A 16,618-nucleotide genomic window follows, 5' to 3' on the forward strand; every position below is an offset into this window, starting at 1 on the left:
CTGCGGAGACGGGCCTCATCCGCTGGCGCCTGGGCAAGCACGAGGATGCCGCCTCGATCCTCCGGCCGGCCCTCCCGGTGCTGACAGCAATGAACTCGGACCGGACCGCCCGCCAACTCGCCGAAATCCGGAACACCGCACCAGAGCTGCTTGCGGGATCGCCGACGAGCGGTGATACGCAGCCGCAGTGACGCCCACCTCCGAGCTCGCGCTTCACCTGCCCGTGAGGCGGCAACGCTCACGACTCGCATTGCTGCGCGTGGCAAGAATCCCCCGCCGAAACCCGTCACCGACCGCGAATCACTGCGTCAACTCGATCCCCTACGTGTGCGCTGCATGCCTGCGCCAGCTCGGTGTCACGTTCGCCGGGGTAGAACCAGCCCACTGGTGTCACAGGGGACGCGATGGTCGGCGACCGGCCCGCCGTCAGCCCGGATCCAGGTCTTTCTCGCCCATCAGCCGATTGACGGCACCGATCGCGTCGCCGACGGGGATCATCGAGCGGGGCAGGTTGCGGCCCGAGGGCTGACAAGGCGACCCCACCCGAAATTCACTCGCCGTCGCACGGCCGCTCGAGTACCGTAATCCGTGCGAGAGAGCAAGGGGCGCACCGGAATCTCCGACTCGCGTTCCCCGTGTCGGCTCGATCGTGCCTCTGGTGGCTCAGACTTCGAGTCTGATGGGTTCGATTCCCTCCTACGGTGTCCCCCATCCGGTCCGCTGCGGTGGCGTGGTCCTGCGGGCTCTCCGGCTTCGGCCGGGGGAGGCCCCCGCCCCGTCGCCGGGACCGGATGGGGTGGCATCGGCATGCCTTGGGCTCCAAGAAGACACGACTCCAGGAGGGAGTGAGAATGTATACGACGGTCATGGCATGGCAGCGCACGCTGCTCTATCGCGACGGCACCCTGGAGCGGGTGCTCGAACCCGGTCGCCACCGGTACGACGCCAAGCGCTGCGCGTTGGTCGAGGTCGATGTGCGGCCGCGGCTGATGCACGTCACCGGTCAGGAACTGCTCACTTCCGACGGGCTTTCGATTCGGGTCAGCTTCACGGTGAACTGGAAGGTCATCGACCCGGTCGCGTTCACCACGGGCGCGCAGAACTCCGAAACCGTCTTGTACGCGGCGGTGCAGGACATCGTGCGCGACGCCGTTGCCGCGCACACCCTCGACGAGGTGATCGCCGAACGCTCCGTAATCACCGCCGGCCACAGCCGCGTGGCCGGCGCGGTCGCCGAACTCGGCATCGAGGTCACGAGCCTGCGCGCTCGCGACCTGATGCTGCCCGGCGAACTCCGCAAGGCGGCGCTGGAAACCGTGCTGGCCAAGGAACGCGGTCGCGCCGAACTCGAGCGGGCACGCGCCGAGGCCGCCGCACTGCGGTCGCTGGCCAACACCGCACGCCTGCTGGAAGAGCACCCGGCGTTGCTGCGGCTGCGCACCCTGCAGGTGGCAGCAGGTCCGGGCACCCAGGTCGTGCTGGACCCGCGCGAGAACAGGTGAGGACCCGGCGGTTCTCCTGACCCTTCGAGGTCGGAGGACCGTTGGCAGGGTGGCAATTTCGGCTCGCCCCGCGTTGCCGAGCGCGCTGAACCGGATCGGCTGCTCATCGGCCGTGGGTGGTCGTCCAGCCTGTAACCGCCCCGGGGCGCGGTTACAGGGCGAGAATCGCGGCAGCGATGCGGTCGGATGCGGCGGGGCGCAGCGCGGTGCCCATGTCGTCGAGGACGAGCAGTCGCGCCCCGGGGATGTCGGCGGCGAGGGCCTCGCCGTTGCCGACCGGGAAGAACGGGTCGGCCCGGCCATGCACCACGAGCGTGGGCATGTCGAGCCCACCGAGCCGCTCCCGCCACCGCGGTGCGCAATCGATCCGGGAGAAAACCATCCCGAGCTGGTTGGCCTCATGCACCGCGGGATCGCTCGACGGCGTCCGATCCCAGATGCGGGCCGCCGTCGTCCGCGCCTGCTCCGGGTCGTTGCCCAGATGCTCGGCCCCCGCGGCGGCGAACGCCGCGACAGCTTCCCGGTCGGCCCAGTTCGGCTTGGGATGGGAGAACAGCGCACCCATGACTGCCTGGTCGTGGTCGGGCAGGTCCTCGTCGACGGGGCCCGGCGCCACCGGCCGAGTGCCGACGAGGGTCAGCGCGGAGAACGCTCCTGGGTGGTCCAGCGCGGCGACCTGAGCGACCATCCCGCCGACGCCGACCCCGCCGAGGTGGGCGGTCCCGGCGCCGAGCGCCTCGACCAGCGCGGCCGCGTCGGCGGCGAGATCCCGCAGGGTGTAGGCGGGGTTCTCCGGCTCACGGGTTGTCGATGCGCCCGAGTCACGCAGGTCGTAGCGGACCACGCGCCGACCGTGTGCGGCGAGGCGCTCACACAGCGCGTCGGGCCAGGACAGCATCGTCGTGCCGCCGATCAACAGGATCAGCGGGTCGTCCGCGCGGCCGAAGCTCTCGATGCCGAGATCGACACCGTTGGCCCGCACGGTCGTCGTGCCCGATCGAAACGGTCCTGTCATGCCTGGACTCCTATCTGTCGGTACATCCAGATGTATCGACGACAGATTCACCAGAAAGTCATCGGTCCACTCGGCTTCCCGCGGTGATCCGCGCGTGGCGACTGGGTCTGGGTCGCCCAAGTGACGGTCTGGGCGCGGGGCACACTGCGCGGAGTTCACAGGAGGTGTTGCCGCAGCGATCACGATCATCGATCGAGCAGCGTGGTACCGACCGGTCAGCCGGCTGTGCGGGCCTCCAGGAAGTACGGCGCCGACATCGCGACGAGCGCTTGACGGATCACCGGCGGCGCCCAGCTCGCGGCGGCGTCGTGGCGGATCAGGGGATCGGCCAGGGCCACTGTCTGCCCATGGGTTTCCACGGCGAATTCGCCTGCGGCCACGACGTTCTTCACCCAGTCCACGTCGCGACCGTAGGTGAGGGCGATGCGGTATTCGTGGCCGTCGGCGAAGAGCAGGACCGGGGTCCGGTAGGTGCGGCCCGATTTGCGGCCTTTGTGCACCACGATGCCCATGCCGGGTGCGCGCCCGGCGATGACCGAGGTCACCGGATTGGTGACCTGCCGATTGAATTTCCCCAGTGCGCGTGGCAGCGCCATCGAGCCGATCCCTTCGTCGAGCGATCTACGCGGCACACGTTACCCTCGCCCGGTGAGTTCGGAGATGATCGCCGTCTACGACAGCGCCGGGCGAGAAATCGGCGCCGAGGACCGCGCCGTCGTCTACCGTGACGGCCTCTGGCACGCCAGCGCCGGCGTGCTGGTCCGCTCCGGCGACGGCCGCTCGATCTACGTCCACCGCCGCACCGACACCAAGATGGTGTTCGCCGGAATGCACGACTGCCTCGCCGGCGGCGTGGTCGACCCCGGCGAATCACCGCGGCAGACCGCGACCCGCGAGCTTGCCGAAGAACTCGGCATCACTGCCGCTGCCGAACTCACTCCGCTGGCCCGCGCCTCCTGGGACGGCGAATGGTCAGGCAGCCCGATGCGCTGCCACCTGTTCGCCTACGAACTGCGCTACGACGGCCCGATCCGCCATCAACCCGAGGAGATCGCCGAGGGCTGGTGGTGGCCGGAGCAGACACTGCGGGAGCATCTGGCCGCAGCAGACTGGCCGTTCGTCCCCGATACCCGCTATCTGCTCGCCACCAGCAACTGGTGAACAACCCTGGGCCACAGGGGATTACGCCTGCCCACATCCCGGACGGTCGTTCGGCACCGGCGATCAGGGCAGGATCGAATCGACATACCCGCCATCGACACGGAGGGCCCCGCCGGTGGTCGCCGACGCGAGTGGCGAACTGAGGTAGACCACCATACTGGCGATCTCGTCCGGCTCGATCAGTCGTTGGATCAATGACTGCGGCCGGTGGCGGCGCATGAACTCACGCTGCGCCTGGTCCCACGGCAGCGACCGGTCGACGAGTTGATAGACGAACTCCTCCACTCCGCCGGTGTGCGTGGGACCGGCGATGACGGAATTGACGGTGACGCCCGTGCCCGCGGCATCCTTGGCGAAGCCGCGAGACAACGCCAGGAGCGCGGTCTTGGACACGCCGTAGTGAATCATCTCTTCCGGGATCACCACCGCCGAGTCGCTGGCGATCTGAATCGCGCGGCCCCACCCACGCTCGATCATGCCGGGCAGATAGGCACGGATCAGGCGCGCCGCAGCGAGTACGTTGACCTCGAAGAACGTACGCCACTGGGCATCGGTGATCTCGCGCGCTGGAATCGCTTCGAAAATCCCGAGGTTGTTCACCAGGATATCCACGGCGGGCAGCTCACCGAGCAGTTGTTCGACGCCCTCGGCCGCAGCGACGTCGGCGCTGATACCGCTGACCTCACCGCCGTCCGCACGCAGCTCGGCGACGGCATCCCGCACCCGTTCCGGCGTGCGACCGTTGACGACGACGTGCGCGCCGCTGCGTGCCAGCCCTGCGGCGATCGCCGATCCGATCCCCTGCGTCGAGCCGGTCACCAGCGCGGTCTTGCCGGACAGGTCGATCCTCATCAGCGACACTCCCTCGCAGTCATAGCCGCGGCACGCGCGGCGGCGATATCCCGCACCTGACAGAAAGGCATCAACCGAACCCTACGCGTTCGCCCGCCCGCGCCGGAGCGCATTTAAGTTGATGAGTGGAAACTAGTTGACGTACGCTCACTGCGTGAGCATCGAGCCGACCCCGCAGGAGGCGCTGCTGATCGCGGCGACGAGCCGTGACCGAGCGCGACGGACATCCACTGTGCCCCGGTGGATGCCTCCGGTCGCGGGACTGGTGGGCGGCAGCGGCATCGGCCTGGTCTATCTGGGGCTGTTCGGGCCACGAATCGACCCTGCGCCCTTCGCTGCCGGAATCGCCTTGACTCTGCTCAGCGTCGGACTCGCGGGCTGGTTGTCACGCTCGTGGCGCGATGCCGGCGTCATGCCCCGGCGCCGCACCGATGAACCCGTTCAGCGCTGGAAACAGATCGCCGCATTCGCCGTGCCGGTCGGTCTCACCGTCGCGGTGGGCCAGTATCTGGGCAGCCACACCGGTGGCCTGCGCTGGATGTGTCTTCCGCTGGGCCTGCTCTTCGGCTGCTGGCTGTGGTTCGCGCTGGCGCGACAGCGAGCCGCGACATGCCGCAGTTGACCGAATTGCTGGCCTCGGTGCCGCGCCTGAAGGTGGTGGCCTTCCTGGACGGGTGTCGCGAGGCCGAGTTCGGCACGATCACCCGGCTGTGCGACATGAACAAATCCACACTGTCGAAGGCGATGACGGTGCTGGAGGACGCCGGCATGATCACGGTCACGAAAGGATATGCAGGTCGGCGACCGAGGACCTGGCTCGCACTGACGAACGAGGGGCGCACGGCCTACCACGACCACCTCGCCGCGCTGATGGAACTCGCGCAGCATGCGCGCGACGCGTGCGGCGAGGACAGCACCAGCGGCCACCGGTGATCGCCAGCCTCTCTCGGTCCGTACCCGCGGCTCGCAGGGATGTCGCCACAGCGAGCAGCCGACGACAGGGGCCGGCCCGCACGGACGTCGTCGAGATATGCACGGGCCGCACCGATGTGATCGGCACGCGGCCGCGCCGCTACCCTGACGACGTCGACGCCGTCCACGACGCGAACGCGCTCGGATTACGCGTCTGCAGCAGCACCCGACCCGGACCGGTGAAGTCGAAAACCAGGCCCTCACCGGATTTCAGCGACTGAATGGATTTTCCCGAAACCGCCCGGCGGATGGTGAAGTTCATGGCCAGGTCGTAGGCGACGACGTGGCCGGTGTCGATGGTGATGGGTTCGCCGAGTTGCAGGTCGATGACGTCGATCGCGCCGAACACACCGACGACGACCTCCCCCTCTCCGCTCGCCCGCAGGCCGAAGCCGCCCTCACCGCCGAACAGGTTCGCGAAGCCACCCCATTTGCTTTCCACCTGCACGCCATGCGAATTGGCGATCCAGCCGCCGCGGCTGATGAAGAAGGGGCGGTCGGGCTGGATGGTCAGGGGCAGCATGTCGCCGGGCAGCGAGGGGGCGACGTCGACCCAGCCGCCCTGCGGTGGCGCGGTGAAGGTGGACACGAAGAACGATTCGCCGGCCAGCATCGACCGCTTGAGCCCGGCGAAGATGCCGCCCTCGGCCTTGGCTTGCAGCGTGACACCCGCCGAATGCGCCACCATGGCACCGCTTTCGACGCGCATGGGCTCATTGCCCGCGAGGAAACACCGGGCGACCGCGGAGGCGGGACTGTGGCGCAGCTGTACCTTCATGCCAGCCGACATTACCGGCGCTCACCAACGCCGGGCGTCAGTCCAGAGGCCGATTCGCCATCCTCATCGCGGCGTATCCGCATGCGGCGAGCGGCTTTCGCACCGGTCGCGCACAAGCTTTCGCGCCAGGTGCCGCGCTCACGATGCGAGGGCGGGCACCTGGCTACGGCCGTCGAGGTTCAGCGCACTACCACCTGCCAGGTCTGCATAGTGAAGGGTAGATCGCAGCTGGTCCAGGACTGCTGCCCGTCCCATGCCGGGTTGCCCCAGCGTTCGTAGCTGCTGAACCACGCCCACCAGGCCCAGCAGGTGATGCGCACCTGATGCCAGACCGGTCCACCGCACTGCGAGTAGGCGGCGGTGGCGGCTACCGGATTGACCGAACAGAATCCGGGCGGCTGGGCCTGTGCTGGTGCGGCGCCGAGGATTCCGGCGGCGCCGATGAGTGTCGCGGCGGACGCGCCGACGGCGAATTTCTTGACGATCGAGTTCATGACAACCTCCAACCGGCGTGGGGCTCGACGCCCCGACCCGTTGCTGACCCACGCTCGATCCAACGCTGGATCAGGACCTTCCCGATCCACGATGACATGATCTACATCACACCGCGCCGCGCGGTCGTTACAGAAGCAACGACCACAGAGGCATCACTCGGCTACCACGTACCGCCTGCCATCAAACACCGGGCACGCAGCGCATATGGGCTCGGTCGAGACACCACGACGAGAGCGCACCACCGGACGGCATCAGTCCAGCGATCGCAGCGATTCTTCGTCGCGGGCGACCACCGCCGCGCCGTTCGCGGCGAAGACGATCGGCCGCTGTATCAGCTTCGGATGGGCGGCCAACGCCTCGATCCAGCGGTCCCGATCGGCTTCGCCGCGGCCCCAGCCCGACATGCCGAGCTCCTTGGCCTCCGGTTCGCCGGTGCGGGTGATGTCCCAGGGTTCGGCACCGAGCTTGGACAGCGCCGCCCGCAGCTCGTCGGCGGTCGGCGGGTTGTCCAGGTACCGGCGCACGGTGTACTCGGCACCGGCCTCGTCCAGGTGCGCGAGCGCGGCGCGGCTCTTGGTGCACCGCGGGTTGTGCCAGATCTCGGTCTGCCCAGAAGTCATGGCGACAGCCTAATCCGCGCTACCGACAGGGTGCGCCACGCGAACAGGGCCGCACCCCGAAGGGGGCGGCCCTGTCGGCTCGCCCTTCGACGCGGATTACCCCGCGCTGCCGCTGCCCAACAGCTCCAGGATTGTCTTGAACAGCACTTCGGCCAGGAAATCCGACGCGGAACCGGACATGATGACTCCTCCATCTCGAGATCCGGCGCAACCCCGCTGCGCCAGCTATCTGAAGCATGGATGATTCAGATAGCTCCCGCGGCGGTTTCGCCGGATCGAGATACGGACGCCGGCCCCATCCCCTGACGATGGCAGTTCCGGTCAGCAGTTATAGCTGACCACATGTCTAGTGGCCTACATCACACACGAGCGGTGACCGCGACGACGAAGGGCCGCGCTCCCAACGGAAGCACGGCCCTCGCGACGTAACCGACTTACAGGTACTGACCCGTATTCGACTCGGTGTCGATCGCCCGGCTGGCACTGGCGTTCTTGCCGGTGACCAGGGTGCGGATGTAGACGATCCGCTCACCCTTCTTACCCGAGATGCGTGCCCAGTCATCGGGATTCGTGGTGTTGGGCAGGTCCTCGTTCTCGGAGAACTCGTCCACGATCGAATCGTAGAGATGCTGGATGCGCAGACCCGGGTTGCCGGTGTCGAGCACCGCCTTGATGGCGTACTTCTTGGCCCGGTCCACGATGTTCTGGATCATGGCGCCGGAGTTGAAGTCCTTGAAGTACAGGACCTCCTTGTCCCCGTTGGCGTAGGTAACCTCCAGGAAGCGGTTGTCCTCGCTCTCGGCGTACATCCGCTCCACCACACGCTCGATCATCGCGCGGATGCAGGCGCCCTTGTCGCCGTGGAACTCGGCCAGGTCGTCGGCGTGCAGCGGCAGTTCCTCGGTGAGGTACTTGGAGAAGATGTCCTGCGCCGATTCCGCGTCCGGCCGCTCGATCTTGATCTTGACGTCCAGGCGGCCCGGACGCAGGATCGCGGGATCGATCATGTCCTCACGGTTGGAGGCGCCGATGACGATGACGTTCTCCAGGCCCTCGACGCCGTCGATCTCGCTCAGCAGCTGCGGGACCACAGTGGTCTCCACATCCGAGGACACACCGGAACCGCGGGTGCGGAAGATCGAGTCCATCTCGTCGAAGAACACGATCACCGGCGTACCTTCCGAGGCCTTCTCCCGGGCCCGCTGGAAGATGATCCGGATGTGACGCTCGGTCTCGCCGACGAACTTGTTCAGCAGCTCCGGGCCCTTGATGTTGAGGAAGTAGGACTTGGCTTCCTTGGCATCCTCACCGCGCGCCTCGGCGATCTTCTTGGCCAGCGAGTTGGCCACCGCCTTGGCGATGAGCGTCTTGCCGCAGCCCGGCGGACCGTAGAGCAGCACGCCCTTGGGCGGGCGCAGCGCGTACTCGCGGAACAGGTCCTTGTGCAGGAACGGCAGCTCCACCGCGTCGCGGATCTGCTCGATCTGGCGGCCGAGACCACCGATGTCGTTGTAGTCGACATCGGGCACTTCCTCCAGCACCAGGTCTTCGACCTCGGCCTTGGGGATGCGCTCGAACGCGAACCCGGCCTTGGTGTCGACCAGCAGGGAATCACCGGGGCGCAGCCGGCGCACCGGCGCGTCGGGATCGTCGAGGTCGTCGATCTCGGCGACCTTGGACAGCGGACCGGACAGCCAGACCACGCGCTCCTCGTCGGCATGGCCGACCACGAGGGCGCGCCGGCCGTCGTCGAGGACCTCGCGCAACGTGCCGATCTCACCGACCGCGTCGAAGTGCCCGGCCTCGACCACCGTCAGCGCCTCGTTCAATCGCACGGTCTGGCCGTACTCGAGGGTGCTGGTGTCGATGTTCGGCGAACACGTCAACCGCATCTTGCGGCCGGAGGTGAACACGTCGACGGTCTGATCGTCATAGGCGCCGATCAGGACGCCGTAACCACTCGGCGGCTGACCGAGCCGATCGACCTCTTCGCGCAACGCGACCAGTTGCTGGCGCGCTTCTTTCAGAGTGTCCATCAGCTTCGTGTTGCGAATAGTCAGCGAATCGATGCGGGCTTCCAATTCCCGCGCACGATCCGGTGAATCCGCGAGTTGCCTCCGGAGTGCAGCCGCTTCGGCGCGCACCGCCTCGAGCTCTCTCCAGGCCGCCGAATCCGAATTCTCGATGGGGCTCATGTGCTGCTCCTCCCAGTCCCGGTCTATCAACGCTACCGGGCGCGAACCGTTCTCGCTGTCCGACATGGTTTCGTCGTGATCACATCTAGGCAGCGCCCGTCGACCGGAACGACCATGTTAGCCTGCCCTAACACATTACCGGTGAGGCTGCTCACCGACTAGCCGAAAGGTTGCCAGTCATGCTCCTTCCCGTGAGGGCACTGCGCTTGTCTGTCGCTGCCGCCGCCACCGTCACCCTGTCGCTCGGCCTGACCGCCTGCGGTTCCGACGACGACAGCGGCGACAGCGCCGCCACCAGCACCAGCGCTACCACCAGCGCCGCTGCTGCCGCCACCACCACCGGCGCCGACCACGGAGACCACGGCACCGGCGAGGCACCGACCCCTGAGGCGTTGCAGGGCGTGCTCGACAAGCTGGCCAGCCCGGATGTGCCGACGGCGGAGAAGACGAAGCTGATCGTCAACGGCGAACAGCGCACCGCCAACATCGACCAGATGAACGCGGCGCTGGCCGGCTACGGCACCCTCACCTTCGGCGTCACCGACGTGACCACCGAGGGCAACACCGCCACCGCGCAGGTCGTCATCACCTCCCCGCACGGCGCCGCCCCGGCCATGCCGCTGACCTGGGAGAACGTCGACGGCACCTGGAAGCTGTCGGATGCCAGCGGCTGCCTGCTGCTCGGCTTCGCCCAGGCGCCCTGCGTCCCCGCCTGATTTTCATCTGCCACCGAAGCCCCGGTGTCAGCCCTTCGAGGGCCGGCGCTGGGGCTTCGGCGTCACCGTGCCCTCGGCCAGCCTGCGGGCGCTCACCAGGAACGCGGTGTGGCCCTGCATCCGGTGCTCGGGGCGCACCGCCAGACCCACCACATGCCAGCCGCGCACCATCGATTCCCACGACCGGGGCTCGGTCCAGCATTGTTGCTCGCGCAGTGTCTCGACGATTTTCGACAGCTGCGTCACCGTCGCCACGTACACGATGAGCACGCCGCCGGGGACCAGTGCTTTGGACACCGCGGGCAGTGCGTCCCAGGGTGCGAGCATGTCGAGCACCACCCGGTCGACCTGCGGGCCGTCGTAGTTCGCGACGTCACCGACGGTCAGCGACCAGTTCGCCGGACGTTCGCCGAAGAAGGTCTCCACGTTGCGCACGGCGTGCTCGGCGTGGTCTTCGCGGATCTCGTAGGACATCACCTCGCCCTCGGGGCCGACGGCCCGCAACAGCGAACAGGTGAGCGCGCCGGAGCCCGCGCCGGCCTCGAGCACACGCGCGCCGGGGAACATATCGCCCTCGTGCACGATCTGGGCGGCGTCCTTCGGGTAGATCACCGCCGCCCCGCGCGGCATGGAGAGCACGTAGTCGATCAGCAGTGGACGCAGCGCGAGGTAGGGGGTGCCGTTGGTGGAGTTCACCACGCTGCCCTCGTCGGCGCCGATCAGATCGTCGTGTTTGATCCCGCCGCGATGGGTGTGGAACTCCTTGCCCGGCTCCAGGAGCACGGTGTACAGCCTGCCCTTGGCATCGGTCAGCTGCACCCGGTCACCGATGGTGAATGGCCCGGTCCGTCTGGCCGTCATGTATCTCCGTTCCGCGAAAATGTGCTCGTCGCTGCCGTCTCACGGCACCGTGTCGGTGCCGCCGGATAGCCTGCCAGGTATGCCAGCAGCAGCGACCACGCCCCCTGCCGACGCCGAGCCGGCCGCCCGCCCCGAGGCGGCGCCGGTTCGTTCCCGTCCGGCGCTGTCGCCTTCCCGGGCAATGGATTTCAAGCAGTGCCCGCTCAAGTATCGGTTACGCGCGATCGACCGGATTCCGGAGCCGCCGGCTCGGCACGCGGTGCGCGGCACGGTGGTGCACGCGGTGCTGGAAGATCTCTACGGGCTGCCCGCCGCCGAGCGGATGCCCGAACGGGCCGAAGCTCTCGCGCCCGGGGCATGGGCCCGGGTGCTGGCCGAGCGGCCGGAGGTGGCCGAGCTGATCGCCGAGGCCGAACTGGACGTATTCCTCGATGAGGTGCGCGCGCTCGTGCGGGCCTACTACCGGCTCGAAGACCCGACCGGGTTCGATCCGGAGTCGTGTGAATCCCGCGTCGAGGTCGAGCTGGCCGACGGGGTGTTGCTGCGCGGTTTCGTCGACCGGATCGATGTGGCGCCCACCGGTGAGCTGCGAGTGGTGGATTACAAGACCGGACGCGCCCCCGGGGTCACCCAGGAGACCAAGGCGCTGTTCCAGCTGAAGTTCTACGCCCTGGTCATGTTGCGCACCCGCGGCATCGTCCCGGCCCAGCTGCGGCTGATCTACCTGGCCGACGAGCAGATCCTGACCTACACCCCTGACGAGGAAGAGCTCACCCGCTTCGAACGCACCCTTGCCGCGCTGTGGCAGGCCATCCGCGAGGCCGGCCGCACCGGCGAGTTCCCGCCCAGCAAGAGCTGGCTGTGCGGGTTCTGCGATTACAAGCATCTGTGCCCGGAGTATGGCGGCACTCCCCCGGAGTATCCCGGCTGGCCTGACGAGCCGGAATCGCCCGAGCAGATCTTCGCCGAGTCGGTCGCGGACTAGATCTGCTCCGGAACACGACCGGGCCAATGGCCGCCTACGGCTGGAAGTTACGGAACAGCAGCACCGACAGGCCCAAACCGACGACGATGTTCACCGCGGCCGCGGCGCCGAAGACGATCACCGGACGCGCGCCCGCCGCGCGCAGACCATGCAGGGAGAACTCCAGCCCGATCGAGACGAACGCCAGGATCAGAAACCAGGTCCGCAGGTCGTTGACGGTCGCGATATGCCCGGCACCGGTTCCGGAGTCCACGACTTGCACGTACAGCGTCCCGATGATCGAAGCCGCGAGGAAGCCGAGCACGAATTTCGGGAAGCGGTCCCAGAATTCGCGCGCCGACGGCCGTCCCGCTCCGGCCGCACGCTCCACCCGCAGCGTGAAGTAGGCCGTCAAGGCGATGGCCACGATGCCGATGAGCGCGTTCTGGGTCGTCTTGACGATCGCGGCGATCTGCAGCGCCTGTTCACCGGCGATCGCACCCGACGCGGCCACCGCCGCGGTGGTGTCGATATTGCCGCCGATCCAGGCACCGGCGACCGCGTCCGAGAGCCCGAGCAGTCCGGCCAGCCAGGGCAACAGGAAGATCGACGGAAGCGCGAAGATGATCACCAGCGAGGCCGCGTAGGCGATCTGTTCCCGCTTGGCCTGCACTGCTCCGGCAGCGGCGATGGCGGCGCTGACCCCGCAGATCGACACCGCCGAGGCCAGTAGTGCCCGCAGTTTGTCGTCCAGGCCCACGCGCCCGCCCAGCCACCAGGCGAATCCGAAGACCGCGGTGATCAGTAGCAATGCCTGCAGTATCGCCGGTCCGGCCGCTGTCACCAGCACCTTCAGGTTGATCGAGGCGCCGAGCAGCACGACACCGGTCTTGATGAAGAATTCGGTGCGGAACCCGGCCGAAAGGCGTTCGCGCAGGCCGAGTCTCGCCAGCAACGCATTGCCGATGAGGCCGAAGGCGATCGCATACACGGGGTATTCGATCGCCTTGGCGACACGGCGTAGCGGGGTGTCGGCTGTCCAGTTCGGCACCTGGGTCTCGACGTACCGCGTCAATGCCCCGAGCAGCAGCACGACGAGCACACCGCCCACGACAGCGGCCGGTGCGGCGACCGCGGACGGGCGTAGCGCCTCGGTCTCCGATCGCACGGGCTGCGCGGCTGTCGCGGCACCGGCGGTGACGGTGGGCTTCGGGGTGTGTTCCGGACCCGCCATCACGGCACCAGCCAATCCGGGATCAGACCACTCAGGACCAGAACGAGCAACACCAGCCCGGCCACGGTGGCCGACCAGTCCTCATTCCAGTGGATACGGCGATTCGAGCCGCTGTCGGGTGGTGTGTGCGACACGGGCGTCACTCCTTGCGTTCCTCATCGAGGGCCGCACGGTAGCAACGCCGGGATACCCGGCACACGGGTTGAATTCAGGGTGAGGCCAACCCCGGCGACGGCGCCGGGGTCGGCCGAGTCCTCAGAAGGCCCGGCAGGACCGGATGTCGGTGGCCAGGATTGCCTTCGCGCCGAGGTCGGCGAGCTGGTCCATCACCGAGTTGCCCAATTTGCGCGGCACCAGCGCGCGCACGGCGACCCAGTCGGGGTCGGTGAGCGGGGAGACAGTCGGCGATTCCAGGCCGGGGGTGATCTGGGCGGCCTGGTCGAGCAGGCTCTTGGGGCAGTCGTAGTCCAGCATGAGGTACTGCTGGGCGAAGACCACACCCTTGACCCGGTCGATGAGCTGGTTGCGGGCCTTGTCGTCGCGGTCGGAGCCCTCGCGCTCGATCAGCACGCCCTCCGAATCGCACAGCGAGGCGCCGAAGGCGACCAGGTTGTGCTGACGCAGGGTGCGTCCGGAGCCGACGACGTCGGCGATGGCGTCGGCGACGCCGAGCTGGATGGAGATCTCCACCGCGCCGTCGAGCCGGATGACCTCGGCTTCGATGCCGCGCTTGGCCAGGTCCGACAGCACCAGGTTCGGGTAGGAGGTGGCGATCCGCTTGCCCGCGAGGTCCTCGACGGTCCAGTCGCGACCGGCCGGTGCGGCGTAGCGGAAGGTGGAGCCGCCGAAACCGAGGGCGAGCCGCTCGGTCACCGGCGCGGCCGAGTCGAGGGCGAGATCGCGGCCGGTGATGCCGAGATCGAGTTCACCGGAGCCGACGTAGATGGCGATGTCCTTGGGCCGCAGGAAGAAGAACTCCACCTGATTGGCCAGGTCCAGGACGGTCAGATCACGGGAATCGGTGCGTTTGCGGTAACCGGCTTCGGACAGGATCGACACGGCCGATTCGGAGAGTGCGCCTTTGTTGGGGACTGCGACGCGCAGCATGGGAGGAGTCCTTTCGGGAGGGATGACGGTGGAGTCGGGGCGGACGTCACAGATGTCGGTAGACGTCCTCGAGCCGCAGTCCACGGCCCACCATCAGCACCTGCACCCAGTACAGCAGCTGCGAGATCTCCTCGGCGAGCGATTCGTCGCTCTCGTGTTCGGCGGCCAGCCACACCTCACCGGCCTCTTCGAGCACCTTCTTGCCCTGGGTATGCACGCCGGCGTCCAGCGCGGCCACCGTCCCCGACCCCTCGGGTCGGGTGACGGCACGATCCTGGAGCTCGGCGAACAGGGCCTCGAAAGTCTTCACGGGAGGTTATTGTTTCAGACCCCCGCAAACCGTTTCCGGTCGAGTGGCGTCCGCATGGCCGACAGCCGCCGGACGCCACTCGACCCGAACGTCATCGCCCGGCGAGCAGGGCTTCCAGATCGGCGACCGCCGTGCGCAGATGCTCGGCGAAGGCGTGCATCTGGTCGGCGACGGGCGCGGGTGTGGCCAGGTAGAGGTTCCAGCGATCGGGCAGCAGCACGTAGGCGACGCCGATGCAGCGGGAGCTGGTGGAGCCGAAACCGAAGTACCGGATATTGACCGACGGGGCCGAGCTGGTGCTCAGGTAGTCGTCGCGCATGATCGTCCAGCCGGGGCTGGTGTAGAGCGGGATGGGCTCGGTGACGCCGAGGTCGGCGCCGCGACGGCGCTGGATCCACTCCAGTTCCCACAGGTGCTGCTCGGGCGCCTGTCCGGACTGGCACTGCTTGGCCCGAGCCACGTGGGCGGCCGCGGCGGCCTCGGCGGCGGCACGCTTGGTCGCGGTGTCGGCGGAGGCGTCTTCCATGGCGTCGACGAAGGCCACCATCTCCGGGGTGATCACTCGCATGGCCTCGGTGCGGCCGTTGCGGTACTGACGGGTGGCGATGGACTCGTAGGTGGCGCCGGTGAGGCCCTTGCTGCGGCGGTGGGCCAGCTGATAGCTCAGCTGCGCGAAGGCGTCCGGGGAGATGCCGAGCTGCTTGGCCCTGGCGGTGCCGAAATCGTCGAACGACACCGTGGTGGTGGCGTTCTCGGCGGCGTACCGGGCGAAGGCCGCACCCGCGGCGGCGATCTCGGCCCGTTGAGCGGCGCTGAGCCGGAACTCGATCGGCTCCACCACCGGCAGCCCCTGCGGCCGGGCCCCGGAACGTTCGGCGTGTTCGGCGACGGTCGATTCGAGCAGGGTGTCCACGAACGACAGGATGGTGGTGCCGTCGAGCCCGCAGTGCTCGACGTTGATGCCCGCCTGCCCGTCGGCGAAGACGATGAACGACACCGACTTGTCGAACCAGCGATTGGCGCTGTCGCCGTGCAGCAGGATGTCGCAGGCGTGGGTTTCATCGCGCGGCGCGAAATCCTCGAGGCAGACGCAGAACAACGCCGTCTCGATGGTGTCGAGCGCGGCGGCGTTGACCGGTTCGGCCAGTAGGCCCGCGCGGCTGCGAGCCCAGTCCGCGCGCGGCAGCGTGGTCAGGTGCCCGACCGCGGTGTCGGTGGCGGCGTACTTGGATCCGGCCTTGAGCACCGCGCGCAACCCGTCGGACAGATCCTCGAAGCTGTGCGGTGCGCCGTCGGCCCCGATGACCTCCATCCGGAACATGCTGCCGCGGTGGAAGACCAGAATGTGGCGCGCGTCCGAGGGCCCTGGCCATGCGTCGCTGTAGGGCACGCGCACGGTGTCCTGTTCCTCGCCAGGTATGCGGGTCTCGGAGAACAGGTATTTGTTCTGCCACATCGACAGTCGTTGCCCGCGCTGGGTAACCGGCGGGATCTCCTCCCGGTCCAGCGCCAGCTTGTAGTCGACGGCGGCGCTGACGATGCCCGCCGCCCGTTCCACCTGGCCGGGCCCGGTCGACGTCGCCAGCGTGGTGTCGTCGCGGAACAGGAAGAAGAAGTTGGCGTTGAGCGCGATCCGGTCGCGCCGGCCCAGATACCGCGACGGCCAGAATTCGTCGAGCCAGCTGCCGACGCCGGGGGTGGCGTCGTAATCGCGCAGCGCGGCATCCAGGGTCCGGCCCGGGCCGTCGGGACGCAGCAGATCGGCGACGGCGGCCTCGGTGGCCGCGAGTTCGTCGGCGGTCAGCAGCGGGGTGCACCACTCGATGAACCGGGTAC

Annotated in this window: 20 protein-coding genes; 7 read left to right on the forward strand and 13 right to left on the reverse strand. The window is 68.1% G+C overall.

The window, feature by feature from the left end:
• Positions 1-191, forward strand: a 191-nt coding sequence (locus tag RJ05_RS31930; RefSeq protein WP_036537554.1) for a hypothetical protein, incomplete at its 5' end; no start/stop codon positions are given.
• Between the two features lie 660 nt (positions 192-851).
• The gene (locus tag RJ05_RS13890) at positions 852-1,502 is read left to right on the forward strand and encodes a slipin family protein (RefSeq protein ID WP_036537556.1); all 651 of its coding nucleotides are present in this window, start codon (positions 852-854) and stop codon (positions 1,500-1,502) included.
• A gap of 151 nt (positions 1,503-1,653) precedes the next feature.
• Here the strand turns inward: RJ05_RS13890 and RJ05_RS13895 are convergent, their stop codons facing one another.
• Together RJ05_RS13895 and RJ05_RS13900 are read right to left on the reverse strand one after the other, a co-directional pair.
• Positions 1,654-2,517 (reverse strand): alpha/beta fold hydrolase, encoded by an 864-nt coding sequence (locus tag RJ05_RS13895; protein ID WP_036537557.1) that lies wholly within the window; start codon positions 2,515-2,517, stop codon positions 1,654-1,656.
• A 215-nt stretch (positions 2,518-2,732) separates the two neighbouring features.
• Positions 2,733-3,113, reverse strand: a complete 381-nt coding sequence (locus RJ05_RS13900; protein WP_036537577.1) for a nitroreductase family deazaflavin-dependent oxidoreductase — start codon at positions 3,111-3,113, stop codon at positions 2,733-2,735.
• Positions 3,114-3,177: 64 nt separating this feature from the next.
• On the opposite strand from RJ05_RS13900, the gene RJ05_RS13905 reads away from it, so the two are divergent.
• Complete coding sequence (locus RJ05_RS13905) at positions 3,178-3,678, forward strand: NUDIX hydrolase (RefSeq protein WP_036537558.1); 501 nt, start codon at positions 3,178-3,180, stop codon at positions 3,676-3,678.
• 63 nt (positions 3,679-3,741) lie between these two features.
• On the opposite strand, the gene RJ05_RS13910 is transcribed toward RJ05_RS13905, so the two are convergent.
• Entirely contained in the window at positions 3,742-4,530 is a 789-nt protein-coding gene (locus RJ05_RS13910) for an SDR family NAD(P)-dependent oxidoreductase (protein ID WP_036537579.1), read from the reverse strand.
• A gap of 154 nt (positions 4,531-4,684) precedes the next feature.
• On the opposite strand from RJ05_RS13910, the gene RJ05_RS13915 reads away from it, so the two are divergent.
• Both RJ05_RS13915 and RJ05_RS13920 read left to right on the forward strand, forming a co-directional pair.
• On the forward strand, positions 4,685-5,152 hold the full coding sequence (locus RJ05_RS13915) for a hypothetical protein (protein WP_036537559.1): 468 nt from the start codon (positions 4,685-4,687) through the stop codon (positions 5,150-5,152).
• Positions 5,140-5,463: a transcriptional regulator gene (locus RJ05_RS13920; RefSeq protein ID WP_051016556.1), complete on the forward strand. Its 324-nt coding sequence runs from the start codon at positions 5,140-5,142 to the stop codon at positions 5,461-5,463. Before RJ05_RS13915 ends, RJ05_RS13920 begins: the two co-directional genes overlap by 13 nt.
• Positions 5,464-5,602: 139 nt before the next feature.
• Here the strand turns inward: RJ05_RS13920 and RJ05_RS13925 are convergent, their stop codons facing one another.
• The 4 genes from RJ05_RS13925 to arc all read right to left on the reverse strand — a co-directional run bounded on the left by RJ05_RS13925 (position 5,603) and on the right by arc (position 9,590).
• On the reverse strand, positions 5,603-6,280 hold the full coding sequence (locus tag RJ05_RS13925; RefSeq protein ID WP_036537560.1) for a TIGR00266 family protein: 678 nt from the start codon (positions 6,278-6,280) through the stop codon (positions 5,603-5,605).
• Positions 6,281-6,459: 179 nt separating this feature from the next.
• Positions 6,460-6,774, reverse strand: coding sequence for a hypothetical protein (locus RJ05_RS13930; RefSeq protein WP_036537563.1), 315 nt, complete (start codon positions 6,772-6,774; stop codon positions 6,460-6,462).
• Between the two features lie 252 nt (positions 6,775-7,026).
• Positions 7,027-7,395 carry an arsenate reductase family protein gene (locus RJ05_RS13935; protein ID WP_036537565.1) on the reverse strand — a complete coding sequence of 123 codons (369 nt, stop codon included), beginning with the start codon at positions 7,393-7,395 and terminating at the stop codon, positions 7,027-7,029.
• A 434-nt stretch (positions 7,396-7,829) separates the two neighbouring features.
• Positions 7,830-9,590, reverse strand: a complete 1,761-nt coding sequence (gene arc / locus RJ05_RS13940) for a proteasome ATPase (RefSeq protein WP_036537583.1) — start codon at positions 9,588-9,590, stop codon at positions 7,830-7,832.
• Positions 9,591-9,769: 179 nt separating this feature from the next.
• Here arc and RJ05_RS13945 point away from each other — a divergent pair, with 179 nt between their 5' ends.
• Positions 9,770-10,306, forward strand: a complete 537-nt coding sequence (locus RJ05_RS13945) for a WKL family lipoprotein (protein WP_036537566.1) — start codon at positions 9,770-9,772, stop codon at positions 10,304-10,306.
• 27 nt (positions 10,307-10,333) lie between these two features.
• Here the strand turns inward: RJ05_RS13945 and RJ05_RS13950 are convergent, their stop codons facing one another.
• Positions 10,334-11,167 (reverse strand): tRNA (adenine-N1)-methyltransferase, encoded by an 834-nt coding sequence (locus RJ05_RS13950; protein WP_036537568.1) that lies wholly within the window; start codon positions 11,165-11,167, stop codon positions 10,334-10,336.
• A gap of 79 nt (positions 11,168-11,246) precedes the next feature.
• Here RJ05_RS13950 and RJ05_RS13955 point away from each other — a divergent pair, with 79 nt between their 5' ends.
• Complete coding sequence (locus RJ05_RS13955) at positions 11,247-12,152, forward strand: RecB family exonuclease (RefSeq protein WP_051016557.1); 906 nt, start codon at positions 11,247-11,249, stop codon at positions 12,150-12,152.
• A 34-nt stretch (positions 12,153-12,186) separates the two neighbouring features.
• On the opposite strand, the gene RJ05_RS13960 is transcribed toward RJ05_RS13955, so the two are convergent.
• The 5 genes from RJ05_RS13960 to RJ05_RS13975 all read right to left on the reverse strand — a co-directional run.
• Positions 12,187-13,365: a YeiH family protein gene (locus RJ05_RS13960; RefSeq protein WP_081597320.1), complete on the reverse strand. Its 1,179-nt coding sequence runs from the start codon at positions 13,363-13,365 to the stop codon at positions 12,187-12,189.
• Positions 13,365-13,499 (reverse strand): hypothetical protein, encoded by a 135-nt coding sequence (locus RJ05_RS32315; protein ID WP_255220940.1) that lies wholly within the window; start codon positions 13,497-13,499, stop codon positions 13,365-13,367. The genes RJ05_RS13960 and RJ05_RS32315 overlap by 1 nt, the downstream gene beginning before the upstream one ends.
• A gap of 121 nt (positions 13,500-13,620) precedes the next feature.
• Positions 13,621-14,472, reverse strand: a complete 852-nt coding sequence (gene hisG / locus RJ05_RS13965; protein WP_036537573.1) for an ATP phosphoribosyltransferase — start codon at positions 14,470-14,472, stop codon at positions 13,621-13,623.
• Positions 14,473-14,518: 46 nt separating this feature from the next.
• A complete protein-coding gene (locus RJ05_RS13970) occupies positions 14,519-14,782 on the reverse strand; it encodes a phosphoribosyl-ATP diphosphatase (RefSeq protein ID WP_014351583.1) in 264 nt (87 codons plus the stop codon).
• A 91-nt stretch (positions 14,783-14,873) separates the two neighbouring features.
• On the reverse strand, positions 14,874-16,618 hold a 1,745-nt coding region (locus RJ05_RS13975), incomplete at its 5' end, for a choline/carnitine O-acyltransferase (RefSeq protein WP_036537575.1).

Origin of the sequence: Nocardia cyriacigeorgica NBRC 100375 (assembly GCF_000308555.1) — a bacterium.
Taxonomy (GTDB): Bacteria; Actinomycetota; Actinomycetes; order Mycobacteriales; family Mycobacteriaceae; genus Nocardia; species Nocardia cyriacigeorgica.